The sequence below is a fragment of the Ruegeria sp. BF7 genome (genome assembly GCF_056538605.1).
Genome location: NZ_JBQFTM010000005.1, coordinates 32,087 through 46,204 on the forward strand (window position 1 = coordinate 32,087; position 14,118 = coordinate 46,204).

At 61.0% G+C, this 14,118-nt stretch carries 15 protein-coding genes; 10 read left to right on the forward strand and 5 right to left on the reverse strand.

The window, feature by feature from the left end:
- The 3 genes from ACR0IK_RS12590 to ubiA form a co-directional block, all read right to left on the reverse strand.
- Positions 1-321, reverse strand: a complete 321-nt coding sequence (locus tag ACR0IK_RS12590; RefSeq protein WP_480592626.1) for a hypothetical protein — start codon at positions 319-321, stop codon at positions 1-3.
- Between the two features lies 1 nt (position 322).
- A complete protein-coding gene (locus ACR0IK_RS12595; RefSeq protein ID WP_480641741.1) occupies positions 323-2,239 on the reverse strand; it encodes an OmpA family protein in 1,917 nt (638 codons plus the stop codon).
- A gap of 64 nt (positions 2,240-2,303) precedes the next feature.
- Complete coding sequence (gene ubiA / locus ACR0IK_RS12600) at positions 2,304-3,266, reverse strand: 4-hydroxybenzoate octaprenyltransferase (RefSeq protein ID WP_480641742.1); 963 nt, start codon at positions 3,264-3,266, stop codon at positions 2,304-2,306.
- Positions 3,267-3,278: 12 nt separating this feature from the next.
- Here ubiA and ACR0IK_RS12605 point away from each other — a divergent pair, with 12 nt between their 5' ends.
- From ACR0IK_RS12605 to pheT, 8 genes are all read left to right on the forward strand, one after another.
- Positions 3,279-4,004, forward strand: coding sequence for a 16S rRNA (uracil(1498)-N(3))-methyltransferase (locus ACR0IK_RS12605; protein WP_480641743.1), 726 nt, complete (start codon positions 3,279-3,281; stop codon positions 4,002-4,004).
- Positions 4,001-4,849, forward strand: coding sequence for a GNAT family N-acetyltransferase (locus ACR0IK_RS12610; RefSeq protein WP_480641744.1), 849 nt, complete (start codon positions 4,001-4,003; stop codon positions 4,847-4,849). The genes ACR0IK_RS12605 and ACR0IK_RS12610 overlap by 4 nt, the downstream gene beginning before the upstream one ends.
- The gene (locus ACR0IK_RS12615) at positions 4,846-5,373 is read left to right on the forward strand and encodes a hypothetical protein (RefSeq protein WP_480641745.1); all 528 of its coding nucleotides are present in this window, start codon (positions 4,846-4,848) and stop codon (positions 5,371-5,373) included. Before ACR0IK_RS12610 ends, ACR0IK_RS12615 begins: the two co-directional genes overlap by 4 nt.
- Positions 5,374-5,438: 65 nt before the next feature.
- Complete coding sequence (locus ACR0IK_RS12620; RefSeq protein ID WP_480641746.1) at positions 5,439-6,809, forward strand: glutamate--cysteine ligase; 1,371 nt, start codon at positions 5,439-5,441, stop codon at positions 6,807-6,809.
- A 70-nt stretch (positions 6,810-6,879) separates the two neighbouring features.
- Positions 6,880-7,953, forward strand: coding sequence for a phenylalanine--tRNA ligase subunit alpha (gene pheS, locus ACR0IK_RS12625; RefSeq protein WP_480641747.1), 1,074 nt, complete (start codon positions 6,880-6,882; stop codon positions 7,951-7,953).
- Positions 7,954-8,259, forward strand: a complete 306-nt coding sequence (locus ACR0IK_RS12630; RefSeq protein WP_480641748.1) for a hypothetical protein — start codon at positions 7,954-7,956, stop codon at positions 8,257-8,259.
- Positions 8,260-8,490: 231 nt separating this feature from the next.
- On the forward strand, positions 8,491-9,285 hold the full coding sequence (locus ACR0IK_RS12635) for a CE1 family esterase (RefSeq protein ID WP_480641749.1): 795 nt from the start codon (positions 8,491-8,493) through the stop codon (positions 9,283-9,285).
- A gap of 78 nt (positions 9,286-9,363) precedes the next feature.
- Positions 9,364-11,760: a phenylalanine--tRNA ligase subunit beta gene (pheT, locus tag ACR0IK_RS12640; protein WP_480641750.1), complete on the forward strand. Its 2,397-nt coding sequence runs from the start codon at positions 9,364-9,366 to the stop codon at positions 11,758-11,760.
- Positions 11,761-11,837: 77 nt separating this feature from the next.
- Here the strand turns inward: pheT and ACR0IK_RS12645 are convergent, their stop codons facing one another.
- Both ACR0IK_RS12645 and ACR0IK_RS12650 read right to left on the reverse strand, forming a co-directional pair.
- Positions 11,838-12,143, reverse strand: coding sequence for a hypothetical protein (locus tag ACR0IK_RS12645; protein WP_480641751.1), 306 nt, complete (start codon positions 12,141-12,143; stop codon positions 11,838-11,840).
- A 12-nt stretch (positions 12,144-12,155) separates the two neighbouring features.
- A complete protein-coding gene (locus ACR0IK_RS12650; protein WP_480641752.1) occupies positions 12,156-12,356 on the reverse strand; it encodes a hypothetical protein in 201 nt (66 codons plus the stop codon).
- 227 nt (positions 12,357-12,583) lie between these two features.
- Here ACR0IK_RS12650 and ACR0IK_RS12655 point away from each other — a divergent pair, with 227 nt between their 5' ends.
- Together ACR0IK_RS12655 and ACR0IK_RS12660 are read left to right on the forward strand one after the other, a co-directional pair.
- Entirely contained in the window at positions 12,584-13,033 is a 450-nt protein-coding gene (locus ACR0IK_RS12655; RefSeq protein ID WP_480641753.1) for a YtoQ family protein, read from the forward strand.
- 198 nt (positions 13,034-13,231) lie between these two features.
- The gene (locus tag ACR0IK_RS12660) at positions 13,232-14,038 is read left to right on the forward strand and encodes a mechanosensitive ion channel family protein (protein ID WP_480641754.1); all 807 of its coding nucleotides are present in this window, start codon (positions 13,232-13,234) and stop codon (positions 14,036-14,038) included.
- Positions 14,039-14,118: the final 80 nt, after the last annotated feature.

Here is a 14,118-nt window from a genome sequence, read left to right on the forward strand (position 1 = left end):
TTAATCCGCGTTGTTTAAGCGGCCGCGCATTTCTTCGGCCTCTTGTCGGGCGGCCCGCAGGCCGTCCATGGCGGCGGCCAGTTCGGCCTCGGTCTGGGTCAGTTGGTTGGTCAGTTCAGCCTCGCGCTGTTGCAGGTAAGTGATCGCCTGATCGCGGGTTTCTTCGGCCTCGTGCAACTCCTGGCTCATGCGGTCCAGATCGGCCACATCGCTTTGGCGGACGCGGGACAGGCGGTGCGCCAGCCAGTTGGCGAACCAGCCCATGCAGAAGGCCGCGAACAGGATGATGGCGGTGGCGATGATAAATTCGATTCTGTTCACTTTACTGGTCCCCTGCATCCGCGTCTGAGGCGGTGCTGTCCGTCTGTTCGGCCTCGATCGTTTCCGCCTCGATCGCGTCCAGACCGGTTTCCGTGTTTTCCACCGGCTCTGGGCGGATCAGGCGGAACTCGATCCGGCGGTTTTCCTCGCGGCCATCTTCTGTGTCGTTGTCGGCGATTGGTTGCGATTCCCCATAGCCCATGGCGGTATAGCTGGCAGTGGGCACGCGGCGCCCGCGCAGCTCGTTCAGGATGGATTGTGCCCGCGCCTGGCTGAGCTGTTGGTTCATTTCCTCGCGGCCCTGGCTGTCGGTATGGCCCTGAATCTCCAACCGGATGGGGCCGCATTTGCGCAGGATGTCGGCAATCTGGTTCACCGTATCGCGCGAGTCGGCGGCGACGGTGGCCGAGCCCGGCTCGAAGGCGATCTTGGTGCCGGCCTGAACCTCGGCGATGCGCTCTTCACACACCTCGGGGTCGGGCAGTTTGTCCTCGGGCTCGGGCGGTTCCTGATAAGTGATCGACAGGGTGAATTCCTGCGCGTCACCTAACTTTTCTGACAGCAGACCCGCTATCTGCGCTTTCGTATCTGGGTCGTGGCTGATGCCGTTCAGGACCAGATTATCCGGCGTGATCGTCAAAGCACCGTTGTGCAACTGTGCCAGCGCTTCCAGCCCGGTCAGAATACGAACCGGCCAGCCCATCGGCAAACTGTCCGGGGCAATGCGGGTCGCGGTGTAGACCATTTCCGAGCCAAAGGCGGCGCGGGCATAGCTGTCTACCATGTCGCGCTGTGTCTCGTCGCCCAGACGTCCGCGCATCTGCACCAACCCTTCGGGGCTGCGCGTGGCATTGAATTCAGGCGGGCCTTCCTCACCTTCGGTATCGAGGGGGGGCAGAATGGCGTGTAGGGCAAAGACCGGGGGCAGGGCGTTCTCAAGCTCGCCCACCACGCGGTCGAACGCCCCGGCTTCGGTGCCTTCTGCTGCAGCCAGTGTGATATCCGCATCCGACATGGTCACAGAACCGCCGCCCAACTCGGCCAGCGCGTTGATACTCAGCACTGCGGCTTCGGACCAGCGAGGCGACGGCACGCCCAGCCCAATTGTGCAACTATAGGGGCCGGTCATACCCGCCTGTTGTGCGGCGGTGATGATCGCGTCGCGGGCCTTTTCGTCCTGGGCCGAGCAGGCATCGAACTGGCCGCCATTCGCGTCGATCAGAAAGCGCAGGGTAAAGGGTGTGATCACCGGGCGCGGGGCCGAGATCGACAGTCCGATCCGCAAGCTTGGCGGTGCGGTGCGGGTCAGATCCTGTTCCAGCTTTTCCTTTTCCCGCTGGCTGTCGGCAATTGCGGTGATTTTGACCAACCCTGGGCTGGCCGAGATTTTGGCGCGCGGCAGGCGCGTTAACGCGTCGACGGCATAGGTGATCGCGGCATCCCACCCTTTGGGCTTGGGATAGTCGGCGGTTTCCATCAGGTCCGAAACCGGAGCGCCACCGTCCAGATTGCTTAACCGCTCCATCAACGCCTCGCGGTCCTCGCTGGCAGGGATCAGGCCGATCACCGAAATGCCGCTGTCATTGCGCAGGATCTCGGCAGAGAACCGGGGGGCGGCCAGTTCTGTTGTCGGGGCCACCTGCATTTCGTCGATTACCCGCGAGGTATCGACCTCGGTTCCCGCCGCGGTCAGCGCGTTGAAGCGTGTGGCCTCGTCCGTGGCAGTCCCCGTCAGCACCACGCGCAAACCGTCTGAATGCACCTCGGCCCAGTCATGCCCTTTCAGGTCCAGCGCCCGGCGCACGGCAAATTCTGAGGATTCTTCGACCTTGGTTACCGCAAAACTGGCGGCCAGCAGGCACAAGCCCGCCGACGCGAGGAAGATAAGACCTACGGCAAAGAAATAGGGCAAACGCATGTGCGGGTTATCGACTCCTCAAGCGAATGTGCGAACTCTTACCTAGCCCCGCGCCAAGGTGCAATCAGAGCAACAGCGCGACGCAGAGGAAGATCAGCGGAATAAGGCCGGTATCCCGGTTGGCACGGAACAATTGCAGCAGTTTCGCGTTGTCTTCGATATCCAGACCGCGCAGCTGCCACGACATGTGCCAGCCCATCGCCCAGGGTCCACCCAAGGCAACGGCCAGCGCCAGTACCGAGGCCTGTGCCAACACCCCGTCGATGATCGCCAGCCCCATCAGAAAGACCGTGGCCACAAGAAAGTATTTCAGCCAGCGCGCAGTGTCGGTGCCAAACAGCCGGGCGGTCGACTTGATGCCGATCAGTTCGTCATCTTCGGCGTCCTGATGGGCATAGATCGTGTCATAAAACAGCGTCCAGGCGATGCCCGCCAGATAGAGCGTGATCGCGGGCAGGCCGACCGTGCCCGTATGCGCCGCCCAAGCCAGCAAGATGCCCCAGTTGAAGGCCAGCCCCAAAAACACCTGCGGCCACCACGTGAACCGCTTGGCATAGGGGTAGATTGTCACCGGCAACAGAGACAGCACGCCCATTGCAATAGCGGCCTGGTTGAAGCTCAGCAGTATCCCCAGTGCCAGCAGGCATTGCAGGCCCATCCAGAGCACCGCCTGACGCACGCTGACCTGACCAGAGGGAATCGGGCGTGATCGTGTGCGCTCGACCTGACCGTCGAATTTGCGGTCTGTGATGTCGTTCCAGGTGCAGCCCGCGCCGCGCATCAGGAAGGCGCCGATGGCACAACCGATTGCGACCCACAGATCCTCCCACCGTGGATTGCCATCGCTGAGGATCGCCAGCGCCAGACCCCACCAGCAGGGAATCAGCAGCAGCCACGTGCCGATGGGCCGGTCCGCGCGGCTGAGGCGCAGGTAGGGGCGGGCGAAAGCGGGTGCGTGTGTGTCGACCCAGTTGCCGGATACCGCATCTGCGACCTGACCGTCTGGTGTTGGGGCGTTGCCTTGCATATGTAACGTCTCATGAGTGCAAAGATCAGACTGTATGTAGAGCACCCTCTGGGTCAGGGGCAATCGGTAGATTTGACGCGCGAGCAGGCCCATTACCTGTTCGGCGTCATGCGTCTGACCGTGGGGGGGCAGGTGGCCCTGTTCAACGGCAAGGACGGAGAGTGGCTGGCCGAGGTGGCCGAGGTCGGCAAGCGCGGCGGAGTTTTGACCTGCGTGGAACAGACCAGACCTTTGCAACTGCCGCCCGACCTGTGGTTCCTGTTCGCGCCGATCAAAAAGGCGCGTACCGATTTCATCGTCGAAAAGGCGGCGGAAATGGGCGCGGCGCGTATCCTGCCGGTGCAGACCGAGTTCACCAATTCCGAACGCATTCGTCAGGACCGTCTACAGGCCCATGCCGTCGAGGCCGCCGAGCAATGCGGCGGGACGTTCGTGCCCGAGGTTGCTGATCTGCAACGGTTGGACCGCGTTCTGGACGTGTGGCCCGAAGGCCGACAGCTGATGTTCTGCAACGAGGCCGAGGTCGGCTCGGCCCTGCGTCTGGCGGCTAACGAAAAGGGTCTGCCCTGGGCGATTCTGATCGGCCCCGAGGGCGGTTTCTCGGATCGTGAGCGCGCGCGTCTGACCGATTTGCCCTATGCCCATGTGGTCAGCCTTGGCCCGCGCATTCTGCGGGCAGACACGGCGGCGGTGGCATCGCTGACAATGTGGCAGCAGGCGCTGGGGGATTGGTCGTGACGTGGCGGTTGGCGACGGATGCAGACGTACCAAAGATCGACATATTCCTGTCGCAGCACATCCAGACCTCAATGTTCCCCTTGGCCAACCTGCGTGATTTCGGCCTGCGCGGCGATGACCCGCGCTCGGTGGAAATGTGGGTGCTGGGGGATGGTCCGCGCGCTGTATTCTCCGTCACCAACGAAGGCATGGTGATGGCGCAATGCCCCGATTGTTCGGACCAGGACCTTGCTGGGGCAATCGATCTGATCCGGGGTCACAAACTGTTCGGAGTGGCATCCGAGGCGACGCAGGCGCGCCGAATCATGCAACTCGCAGGCTGGAAAAACCGTCCCGCCACCCTGAACAGCGATGAGCCCGGCTTTACCCTGCAACTGAGCGACCTTGTCCTGCCGTACACAACCGGAGCGAAGTTGGTGCCGCTCAGTGATGTTGATCGTTCCATTCCCGAAGCCTGGCGTGAAAGCTACCTGGTCGAGGCAATGGACTTTACCACAGGGCGCGCGCAGGTGCAGGCGAAAAAAGACATTGCGACCTATGCGGAGCGCGACTCGCACCGGGTTCTGCAGATCGATGACCGACCCGTCGCAATGACCGGGTTCAATGCCCGCCTGCCCGAGGTCGTGCAGATCGGAGGGGTCTATACCCCTCCCAACCAACGCGGGCGCGGCTATGCCCGGCTGGCCGTCGCGCTGCATCTGGTTGAGGCCCGCAACGGCGGGGCGTCCCGCGCGGTTCTGTTCGCGGCTTCTGATTCCGCGGCGCGTGCCTATATGGGTATTGGCTTCAAACCCGCAGGGCAGTTTTCTCTGATCCTGTTCACCAACCCCGAGGACCCGGCATGAGTTTCATCCGACCCGAAGCCAAACTGACCCTGTGGCGCTGGCGCGAAGTGCTGGCGGCGGGGCTAGTGCTGCTGGTCGGTCTCAGCTGGATCAGCGGCCCCGGCGGGCTGCTAGGATGGCTGGGTTGGGTGCTGGTGGCAGTATCGGTGGCGCTGGCCGTGATCGGAATTCAGCGTGCCCGTTTTCGTACGGGCGTCGGCGGCCCCGGTGTGGTGACCATCGACGAAGGCCAGATCATATATCTTGGCCCGCTGGACGGCGGCATGGTTGCCGCGCGGGAAATCGTACGGCTGGCGCTGGACCCGACCGCGTCTCCGGCGCATTGGGTGCTGGAACAGCCGGGTCAGCCAGTGCTTCACATTCCTGTGAATGCCGAAGGGGCCGAGGCGCTGTTCGATGTTTTCTCGGCCCTGCCGGGGTTGAAAACCGAACAAATGCTGGCCGAACTGAACAGCGGGGCGGCGCATCCGGTAGTGATTTGGGAACGCACACCATCCCGTCCTGCCCACCTTAGGCTGCATTGACACTGACGCGGTTTGCCCCCACGACTGACCAACTAAACAGACACATCAGGATCGGAGCGCAATTCATGTCCATCCCCCAATCCGGCGGCGGGCCGATCGAACGTCATGAGCAACTGGCCGAATACCTGGAATCGGGCTGCAAGCCCAAGCAGGATTGGCGCATCGGGACCGAGCACGAGAAGTTCGGCTATTGCAAGGACACCCTGAAACCGCTGCCGTTTGAAGGAACGCGATCCATTGTTGCCGTCCTTGAAGGTCTGCGGGACCGTCATGGCTGGGCCGAAGTGCGCGAAAGCGACAAACTGATCGGTCTGGAAAAGGACGGCGCCAACGTCAGCCTCGAACCCGGTGGCGCGCTGGAACTGTCGGGGGCTCCGCTGGAGACGATCCACGAGACCTGCGATGAGGTGAATACCCACCTGCGCGAGGTGAAGGACATCGCCGACGAGATCGGCGTTGGTTTCATCGGTCTGGGTGCCGCTCCGATCTGGACCCATGACGAGATGCCATTGATGCCCAAAGGGCGTTATCGGCTGATGAACGACTACATGGAGAAAGTTGGCACCATGGGCCGCGCCATGATGCGGCGCACCTGTACGGTGCAGGTCAATATCGACTTCGGATCCGAGGCCGACATGGTGCAGAAACTGCGCGTGGCGCTGGCCCTGCAGCCGGTGGCGACGGCGCTGTTTGCAAATTCTCCTTTCTTTGAAGGCAAGGTCAACGGCCAGAAAAGCTGGCGCAGCTATATCTGGCGGCATCTGGACGATGCGCGCACCGGGATGCTGCCCTTCGTGTTCGAAGAGGGCTTCGGGTTCGAGCGCTACGTGCAATACGCGCTCGATGTGCCGATGTACTTCGTCTATCGCGATGGCCAATATGTCGACGCGCTGGGCATGTCCTTCCGCGACTTTCTGCAGGGCAAACTGCCCGCGCTGCCGGGTGAGACGCCGACCCTGTCCGATTGGGCCGATCATCTTACCACTGCCTTCCCGGAAGCGCGGATCAAGAAATTCATGGAGATGCGCGGGGCCGACGGGGGCCCGTGGCGTCGTCTTTGTGCGCTACCCGCATTCTGGGTTGGCCTGACCTATGACCAAAGCGCGCTGGATGCGGCATGGGATCTGGTCAAAGGCTGGGATGCCGAAACCCGTGAAGCCTTGCGCATTGAGGCTGCCAAAGACGGGCTGCAAGCTCAGGTCGGCAAAATCAACATGCACGACCTGGCGCGCGAGGTGGTTGCGATCTCTGAGGCTGGTCTGAAATCCCGCGCCTTCCCCGGTGCAGGCGGTCTGGTGCCCGATGAAACGCATTTTCTGAACGCGCTGAAAGACAGCCTTGAGACCGGCAAGGTTCCGGCCGATGAGTTGCTGGAACACTACAATGGCGACTGGAATGGCGATCTGACACGGGTGTTCCCGGAATACAGCTACTGATCCGTTCAGTCCGGCTTGCATTCGCGGGGCTGGCCCGATAGCAGGTTCCCGACCAAATTCAGAGGGCGTCATGGACGATCTTAAGGCAAAATATCTGGGCCAAATCGCCGAGGCCGGCGACGAAAACGCGCTTGAGGCGATCCGCGTCGCTGCCGTGGGCAAAAAAGGCGAGGTCGCGCTGAAGATGCGCGAGCTGGGCAAAATGACCCCCGAAGAGCGTCAGGTCGCAGGCCCCGCGCTGAACGCCCTGAAGGATGAGATCAATTCGGCCCTGTCCGCCAAGAAAGCCGCTCTGGCCGATGCCGCGCTGGATGAGCGTCTGCGCACCGAATGGCTGGACGTCACCCTGCCGACCCGCGCGCACCGTCAGGGCTCGATCCACCCGATCAGCCAGGCGACCGAGGAACTGACCGCGATCTTTGCCGAACTGGGCTTCTCGGTGGCCGAAGGGCCGCGGATCGAAGACGACTGGTACAATTTCGACGCCCTGAACATCCCCGGCCACCATCCTGCGCGGGCCGAGATGGATACGTTCTACATGCACCGCGCCGAGGGCGACAATCGCCCGCCGCATGTGCTGCGCACCCATACCTCGCCGGTGCAGATTCGCTCGATGGAGAAACAGGGCGCGCCGATCCGCGTCATTTGTCCCGGCGGCGTCTACCGCGCCGACTATGACCAGACCCACACGCCGATGTTCCATCAGGTCGAAGGTCTGGCCATCGACAAGGACATCTCGATGGCGAACCTGAAATGGGTTCTGGAAGAGTTCGTGAAGGCGTTCTTCGAGGTCGACGATGTCGAACTGCGCTTCCGCGCCTCGCACTTCCCCTTCACCGAGCCGTCGGCCGAGGTCGATATCCGCTGTTCCTGGGACAACGGTCAGCTGAAGATCGGCGAGGGCGACGACTGGATGGAGATTCTGGGCTCGGGCATGGTCCACCCCAAGGTGATCGCCGCCGGTGGGATTGATCCGGAAGTTTATCAGGGCTTTGCCTTTGGCATCGGCATCGACCGTCTGGCGATGCTGAAATACGGCATCCCGGATCTGCGGGCGTTCTTTGATTCTGACTTACGTTGGCTGCGCCATTACGGGTTTGCAGCGCTGGATATGCCGAACCTGCATGGTGGTTTGAGCCGGTAAGTGTATCCGCTGGTTTTTTATCTGGCTCGTTACATCGATTGGTGGCACCTTCGCGTGGCCAAGGCTCCATTTCTATGGCTGATCGGAATAATTGTTGCGGCAAACGTTCTCCAGTTTCCGGTAATCCGTTTGTTCGGATCGTCCTTTGCGTGGGTCTTGCTGATCGTGGCAGTAGCGTTAGTTCCGGGAATGTGGGCGGCGCTCTTAGGCGTTTCTAAGAAGCTGAATCCGAGTAAAGAAACCGAGGATCAAAAAGCCTTGGCTAAGAAGTTCATTGATGAGTTCGCGAAAAAACGGTCGAATTAGCAGCGCGGAGCAAAGGCCGACAGGCCACCGCGCCATCGCCAGACCGCCCGGACGGGCTGGCGATTTGTCTCCGTCGGCACAACGTTTGAACGATACACGGGTTTGGCCAACATAAACTGCCCACCACTACCCGAGGATCACCATCCCGCGGTCTGGCGATCGCGCGGCTTGTTACACGCCCCCACGGGGTTGTTAAGTGACAGCGAGCGTGGGGTCGGTAGGCTCCGGACTATGATGTACCGACTGATTTTCTTTCTGATGCTGATAGCCTCTCCGGCGCTGGCCGCGCAGAAGTGTCATGGCGATGCCGCTTGTCGGATTGGTGACCGCTCGTATCATGTGCTGGAACCGGACGGGTGGGATGGCGAAACGCCTCTGCCGGTGTTGCTGCATTTCCATGGTTGGTCGCGGCAGGGGACGGTAGTGGTGAACCATGAACGCATTGCCGGGGCCACGAAACTGCGTGGCGTGTTGCTTGTGGCCCCGAACGGGCTGGGCAAAAGCTGGGATTTCTGGTCGTCGGAGACTGGCGACGTGCCCTTTGCTGATCGGGTGTTAGAGGATGTGGCAAGACGCTATCCGATTGACCCGGACCGCATCTATGTCTCGGGTTATTCCTTCGGCGGCGCGATGGCGTGGCGCTATGTCTGCCAGTCCGGCAATGACACGGCGGCGCTGTTGGCCGTTGCGGGCAGCATCCGCCAGACCGAAGCCTGCCCCGAAGCCCCGCGCGAGGTGCGCCATGTGCACGGTCTTAGCGATACGGTGATGGATTTCCCCTATGGCGCGGGTGGTGACACGACCTATCCGGTGACGCTATGGCGCGAGAAGTACAACTGCAACGGCGCCACCCCGCGCGGGGATTGGAGCGTGAAACCGTTCCTGACGCTCAGCCGTGTGGAATGGACCGATTGCGCGCAGGGGCAGGTGGTGCTGGACACCCATCCCGGCGGGCATTTCATCCCCCATGGCTGGATCGGCTGGCAATTGGACGAGCTTTTGGGCCGCACCCCCACCTATCCGTGACGCGCAGCGCTTGCACCCCGGCGCAATCTTTGCCATTGCCTGTGCCGACTGGATGTTTGCCAAAAAAGGCCCCGTGCAATGAAATTCACTCTGTCCTGGCTGAAAGACCACCTCGACACTGACGCCTCGGTTGATGAGATCGCCGAAGCGCTGACCGATCTCGGGCTTGAGGTCGAAGAGATTGTGAACCCGGCGGACCGGCTGGCAGGCTTTACGCTGGGCTATGTGAAACATGCCGAGAAACACCCCGACGCCGACAAGCTGCGCGTCTGCAAGGTGGTCACGGATGAAGGTGAGCTGCAGATCATCTGCGGTGCACCCAACGCGCGTGAGGGCATCACCGTCGTGGTTTGCAAACCGGGCATGTATATCCCCGGTCTGGACTTGACCATCAGCGTCGGCAAGATCCGTGGCGTCGAGAGCTTTGGCATGATGGCCTCGGAACGCGAGCTGGAGCTGTCGGACGAGCATGACGGCATTATCGAGCTGCCCTCGGGCGAGGTGGGTGACAAGTTCATCGACTGGCTGGCCGAGAATGACCCGTCCAAGGTCGATCCGATGATCGAGATCGCGATCACGCCGAACCGCCCCGATGCGCTGGGCGTGACGGGCATCGCACGCGATCTGGCGGCGCGGGGTGTGGGTACGCTGAAAGAGCGTGACTATGTGCCGGTGCCGGGCGATTTCGAAAGCCCGATAAAGGTGACCATCGACGAGGATACTCTGGACGGGGCGCCGCATTTCACCGGTCGTCTGATCAAGGGCGTCAAGAACGGCCCCAGCCCGCAATGGCTGCAGGATCAGCTGAAGGCAATCGGTCTGCGTCCGATCTCGGCTTTGGTGGATATCACCAACTACATGACCTTCGACCAGAACCGCCCACTGCACGTCTTTGATGCGGACAAGGTGCAGGGCAACCTGCGCGTTCACCGTGCCAAGGGAGGCGAGACGCTGGTAGCGCTGGATGAGAAAGAATACACCCTGCAGCCCGGCATGATGGTGATTTCGGATGACAAGAGCCCGGAATCCATCGCCGGTATCATGGGCGGCGAGAAAACCGGTTGTACCGAGGACACGGTGAACGTGTTCCTCGAAAGCGCGTTCTGGGATCATGTGCAGATCGCGCTGACCGGTCGTGCGCTGAAGATCAACTCGGACGCGCGGTACCGGTTCGAGCGCGGTGTGGACCCTGAATACACCCTGGAAGGGTTGGAGCAGGCGACACAGATGATCCTGGATATCTGCGGTGGCGAGGTGTCTAAGGTGGTCGAGGCCGGCAAAGCCCCGAACCACGCGCGCGCTTATAAGCTGGATGCCGAGCGGGTTCAGTCTCTGGTCGGTATGGACATCCCCGAGAGCGAGCAGCGCCAGACCCTGACCCGTCTGGGTTTCCGTCTGGAAGGTGAGATGGCCCATGTCCCCAGCTGGCGCCCCGATATCATGGGCGAGGCCGATCTGGTGGAAGAGGTCGCGCGGATTGCCTCGCTGACCAAGCTGCAGGGTAAACCTCTGCCGCGTATTTCCGAGGGTATCCCGAAACCGGTGATGACCCCGACGCAGCGCCGTCAATCCATGGCACGGCGCACCTGTGCGGCGCTGGGGTACAACGAATGTGTGTCCTATACGTTCATCGATCAGGCCTCGGCGGCGCTGTTCGGTGGTGGGGACGCGGCGACTCAGCTGGAAAACCCTATCTCGTCCGAGATGAGCCATATGCGCCCTGATCTGCTGCCCGGCCTGCTGCAGGCTGCCGCCCGCAATCAGGCGCGCGGCTATGCTGACGTGGCGCTGTTCGAGGTCGGCCCCGTCTTCCACGATGGAGAGCCCGGCGACCAGAAAACCCAAATCACCGGCCTGCTGGTTGGCCGCAACGGTCCCAAGGACGTGCATGGCGCCTCGCGCCCGGTCGATGTTTTCGACGCCAAGGCCGATGCCGAGGCCGTGCTGGCCGCTATCGGTGCGCCCGCCAAGGTGCAGATCCTGCGCGAAGGTGATGCCTGGTGGCATCCGGGCCGTCACGGTAGGATTTGTCTGGGCCCAAAAAAGGTGTTGGGCGTGTTCGGTGAACTGCACCCGCGTATCCTGCAGGCGATGGATATCAAAGGCCCGGCAATGGCCTTCACCATCTGGCCGGACGAGGTGCCTCTGCCCCGGAAATCCGGTGCGACCCGGGCGGCGTTGGAACTGCGTGACCTGCAAGCGGTCGAGCGTGACTTTGCCTTCGTCGTCGATGAAGGTGTCGAAGCGCTGACACTGGTGAACGCCGCAGCCGGAGCCGACAAGGCACTGATCGAGGGTGTGCGCGTCTTTGACGAATTCATCGGCGGTAGCCTGGGTGAGGGCAAGAAATCTCTGGCCATCACTGTGCGCCTGCAGCCGACGGATGCGACGCTGAAGGAAAAAGACATCGAAGCGGTGGCCGAGAAAATCATCGCCAAGGTCACCAAGGCCACCGGCGGGGTTCTGCGCGGTTAAGCCGACTGGTTGTATGACCATTCCAAGAAAAAGGGCCTCCTAAATCGGAGCCCCTTTTTAGTTTTGTAGACGCCTGTTCAGTACGAGATATTTTCGTGCAGAAAGTCTTTCCAGCTATCAATGTGGATCCACTTTTTCGCGAAGCGCTCGACAAACTTTTTGGCGAACGCATCGATGTAAGCGTGATCCGCTGGCGACATTGCTTCCCCTTTGCGATCACCCGACGGAATGCGCAATGTGTCAGGGTCTTTGTAAGCTGGTAGACGTGCTGGGTTGTTGGTTCTGTTATCTTGGCAGATTTGATCCCGCAACAACATTAAGTAGTGAGTTTGGGCTTCGTCCGCCAGGCGATGGCATTCTCTTTTGTAGATGCTGTATCTCAAGTCCAAGACTTCTTATTGAAGTCTGAATATCTCTTCCCGAAGCTCCTCATTCGTCGCTGCTTTCTGTTCGGCTTTGATCTTCTGCGCGACTGCGGCGCCCAGCATATGGGCCATATCTTCCATATCGCGGTTTTGCTGACGGCTACGCTTGTCCCGTACCTGAGTTTTCTTCGTCAGCCCGGCGCGATCGAACCTGTCCAAGAACTTGCTCATATTCTTGCCTCTTCTGTCCCAACCGTTTCTTCTCTGGTCGAACCGTGGTCGTCGGAAACTGTTTAAAATCATTGCTTTACTCGCACGTCGTCGAATTTGCGAGAGTGGTCAACGACCTTTCAGCTCCTGCGGGTGCAGGGGAAAAACCACTCCCTTTGCCCGATCCCTCTCTTGGGTTGTCGCAGCAATAGCACTAGGGTCGCCGCAAAAGGTTTAAGGAGACACCCATGGGATTGAACGTTTACCTCTCTGGCGAAATCCATACTGACTGGCGCGAACAGATCATCGACGGAGCACAGGGATTGGACATCACCTTCAACAGCCCCGTCACCGATCATGACGCCAGTGATGATTGCGGTGTTGCCATTCTGGGGGCCGAACCAAACAAGTACTGGCACGACCACAAGGGCGCGATGGTCAATGCGATCCGCACCCGCAAGGGTATTGCGGATGCCGATGTGGTCGTTGTCCGGTTTGGCGAGAAGTACAAACAGTGGAACGCAGCCTTTGACGCGGGCTATGCGGCGGCGCTGGGCAAGTCATTGATCGTGCTACACGGCCCCGACCACCAGCACGCGCTGAAAGAGGTTGACGCCGCTGCGCTGGCCGTGGCCGAGCGGCCCTCTCAGGTTGTTGAGGTGTTGCGCTACGTTCTGACCGGGAGGCTGCCGGGCTAAGCAGCCAGCAACAAGGGCTGTGCTCAGCCCGTGCGATCTGCAGCCGTCTTGTTGGCCCCGTCAACTGGTGGACGTTCGTCGGTCAATAACGGGGAAAACCGGGGAAACTGGCACCTAGACCCAACCGCTGTTTTTGCTAAAACTTTGGCGAATCCCGCGCGACAGACGCGGGTTTCCGACTGTTGAAAGGAGAGTCGCGTGGATGAGGTCGTAACACAGGTGGGTGCGTTTGCCCCGCTGATCATGAACGCGGTCAAAGCGCTGATCGTTCTGATCCTAGGCTGGATCGTGGCAGGTGCGATTGCAGGAATGGTGCGTCGGCGGATCAACGCGACGCCGCAGATTGACCCGACCTTGGGCAATTTCGTCGCCAGTCTGGTCAAATGGGTCATCCTTGCGATGGTTCTGGTCGCCGTTCTGGGGATTTTCGGGATCGAGGCCACCAGCATTGTTGCCATTCTGGGTGCCGCGTCGCTGGCAATTGGTCTGGCGCTTCAGGGGACACTCAGCGATTTGGCGGCTGGTGTCATGCTGGTGGTTTTCCGCCCGTACAAGTTGGGCCAATATGTTGATATTGGCGGCACTGCGGGAACGGTGAAGGACCTGAACCTGTTCACCACCGAACTGGTGACGCCGGACAATGTGCAGATCATCGTGCCCAACGGGCAAAGCTGGGGTTCGATCATCACCAACTACTCGGCGCATGACACGCGGCGTGTCGATCTGGTGTTTGGCATCGACTATGGCGACAGCGCGGACGAGGCGATGAAGATCATTCTGGATGTCGCCAAGGCAGACGAGCGGATTCACAGCGATCCTGAGCCCTGGGTGCGGGTGACCAACTTGGGCGACAGCTCGGTCGATCTGACCGCGCGCCTGTGGTGTGCCGCAGCGGATTACTGGGATGTGAAATTCGAAGTCACCAAGGCGGTGAAAGAGGCGTTCGATGCCAAGGGCGTTTCGATCCCGTATCCGCATTCGGTGGAGATCCACAAAGAGGCGTAAGCCTTCCGCTCGTCGATCGGGCATTGAAATGCCCTCCTCCAGTTGGGCCGGGCGCTGCACGTTTGGCACGTCGCCCAGCC

Bases quoted from the DNA above. Each gene is read 5' to 3' on its own strand.
- ACR0IK_RS12595 (WP_480641741.1), bottom strand. From the start codon at position 2,239: ATGCGTTTGCCCTATTTCTTTGCCGTAGGTCTTATCTTCCTCGCGTCG.
- ubiA (WP_480641742.1), bottom strand. From the start codon at position 3,266: ATGCAAGGCAACGCCCCAACACCAGACGGTCAGGTCGCAGATGCGGTA.
- ACR0IK_RS12605 (WP_480641743.1), top strand. From the start codon at position 3,279: ATGAGTGCAAAGATCAGACTGTATGTAGAGCACCCTCTGGGTCAGGGG.
- ACR0IK_RS12615 (WP_480641745.1), top strand. From the start codon at position 4,846: ATGAGTTTCATCCGACCCGAAGCCAAACTGACCCTGTGGCGCTGGCGC.
- ACR0IK_RS12620 (WP_480641746.1), top strand. From the start codon at position 5,439: ATGTCCATCCCCCAATCCGGCGGCGGGCCGATCGAACGTCATGAGCAA.
- pheS (WP_480641747.1), top strand. From the start codon at position 6,880: ATGGACGATCTTAAGGCAAAATATCTGGGCCAAATCGCCGAGGCCGGC.
- ACR0IK_RS12635 (WP_480641749.1), top strand. From the start codon at position 8,491: ATGATGTACCGACTGATTTTCTTTCTGATGCTGATAGCCTCTCCGGCG.
- pheT (WP_480641750.1), top strand. From the start codon at position 9,364: ATGAAATTCACTCTGTCCTGGCTGAAAGACCACCTCGACACTGACGCC.
- ACR0IK_RS12650 (WP_480641752.1), bottom strand. From the start codon at position 12,356: ATGAGCAAGTTCTTGGACAGGTTCGATCGCGCCGGGCTGACGAAGAAA.
- ACR0IK_RS12655 (WP_480641753.1), top strand. From the start codon at position 12,584: ATGGGATTGAACGTTTACCTCTCTGGCGAAATCCATACTGACTGGCGC.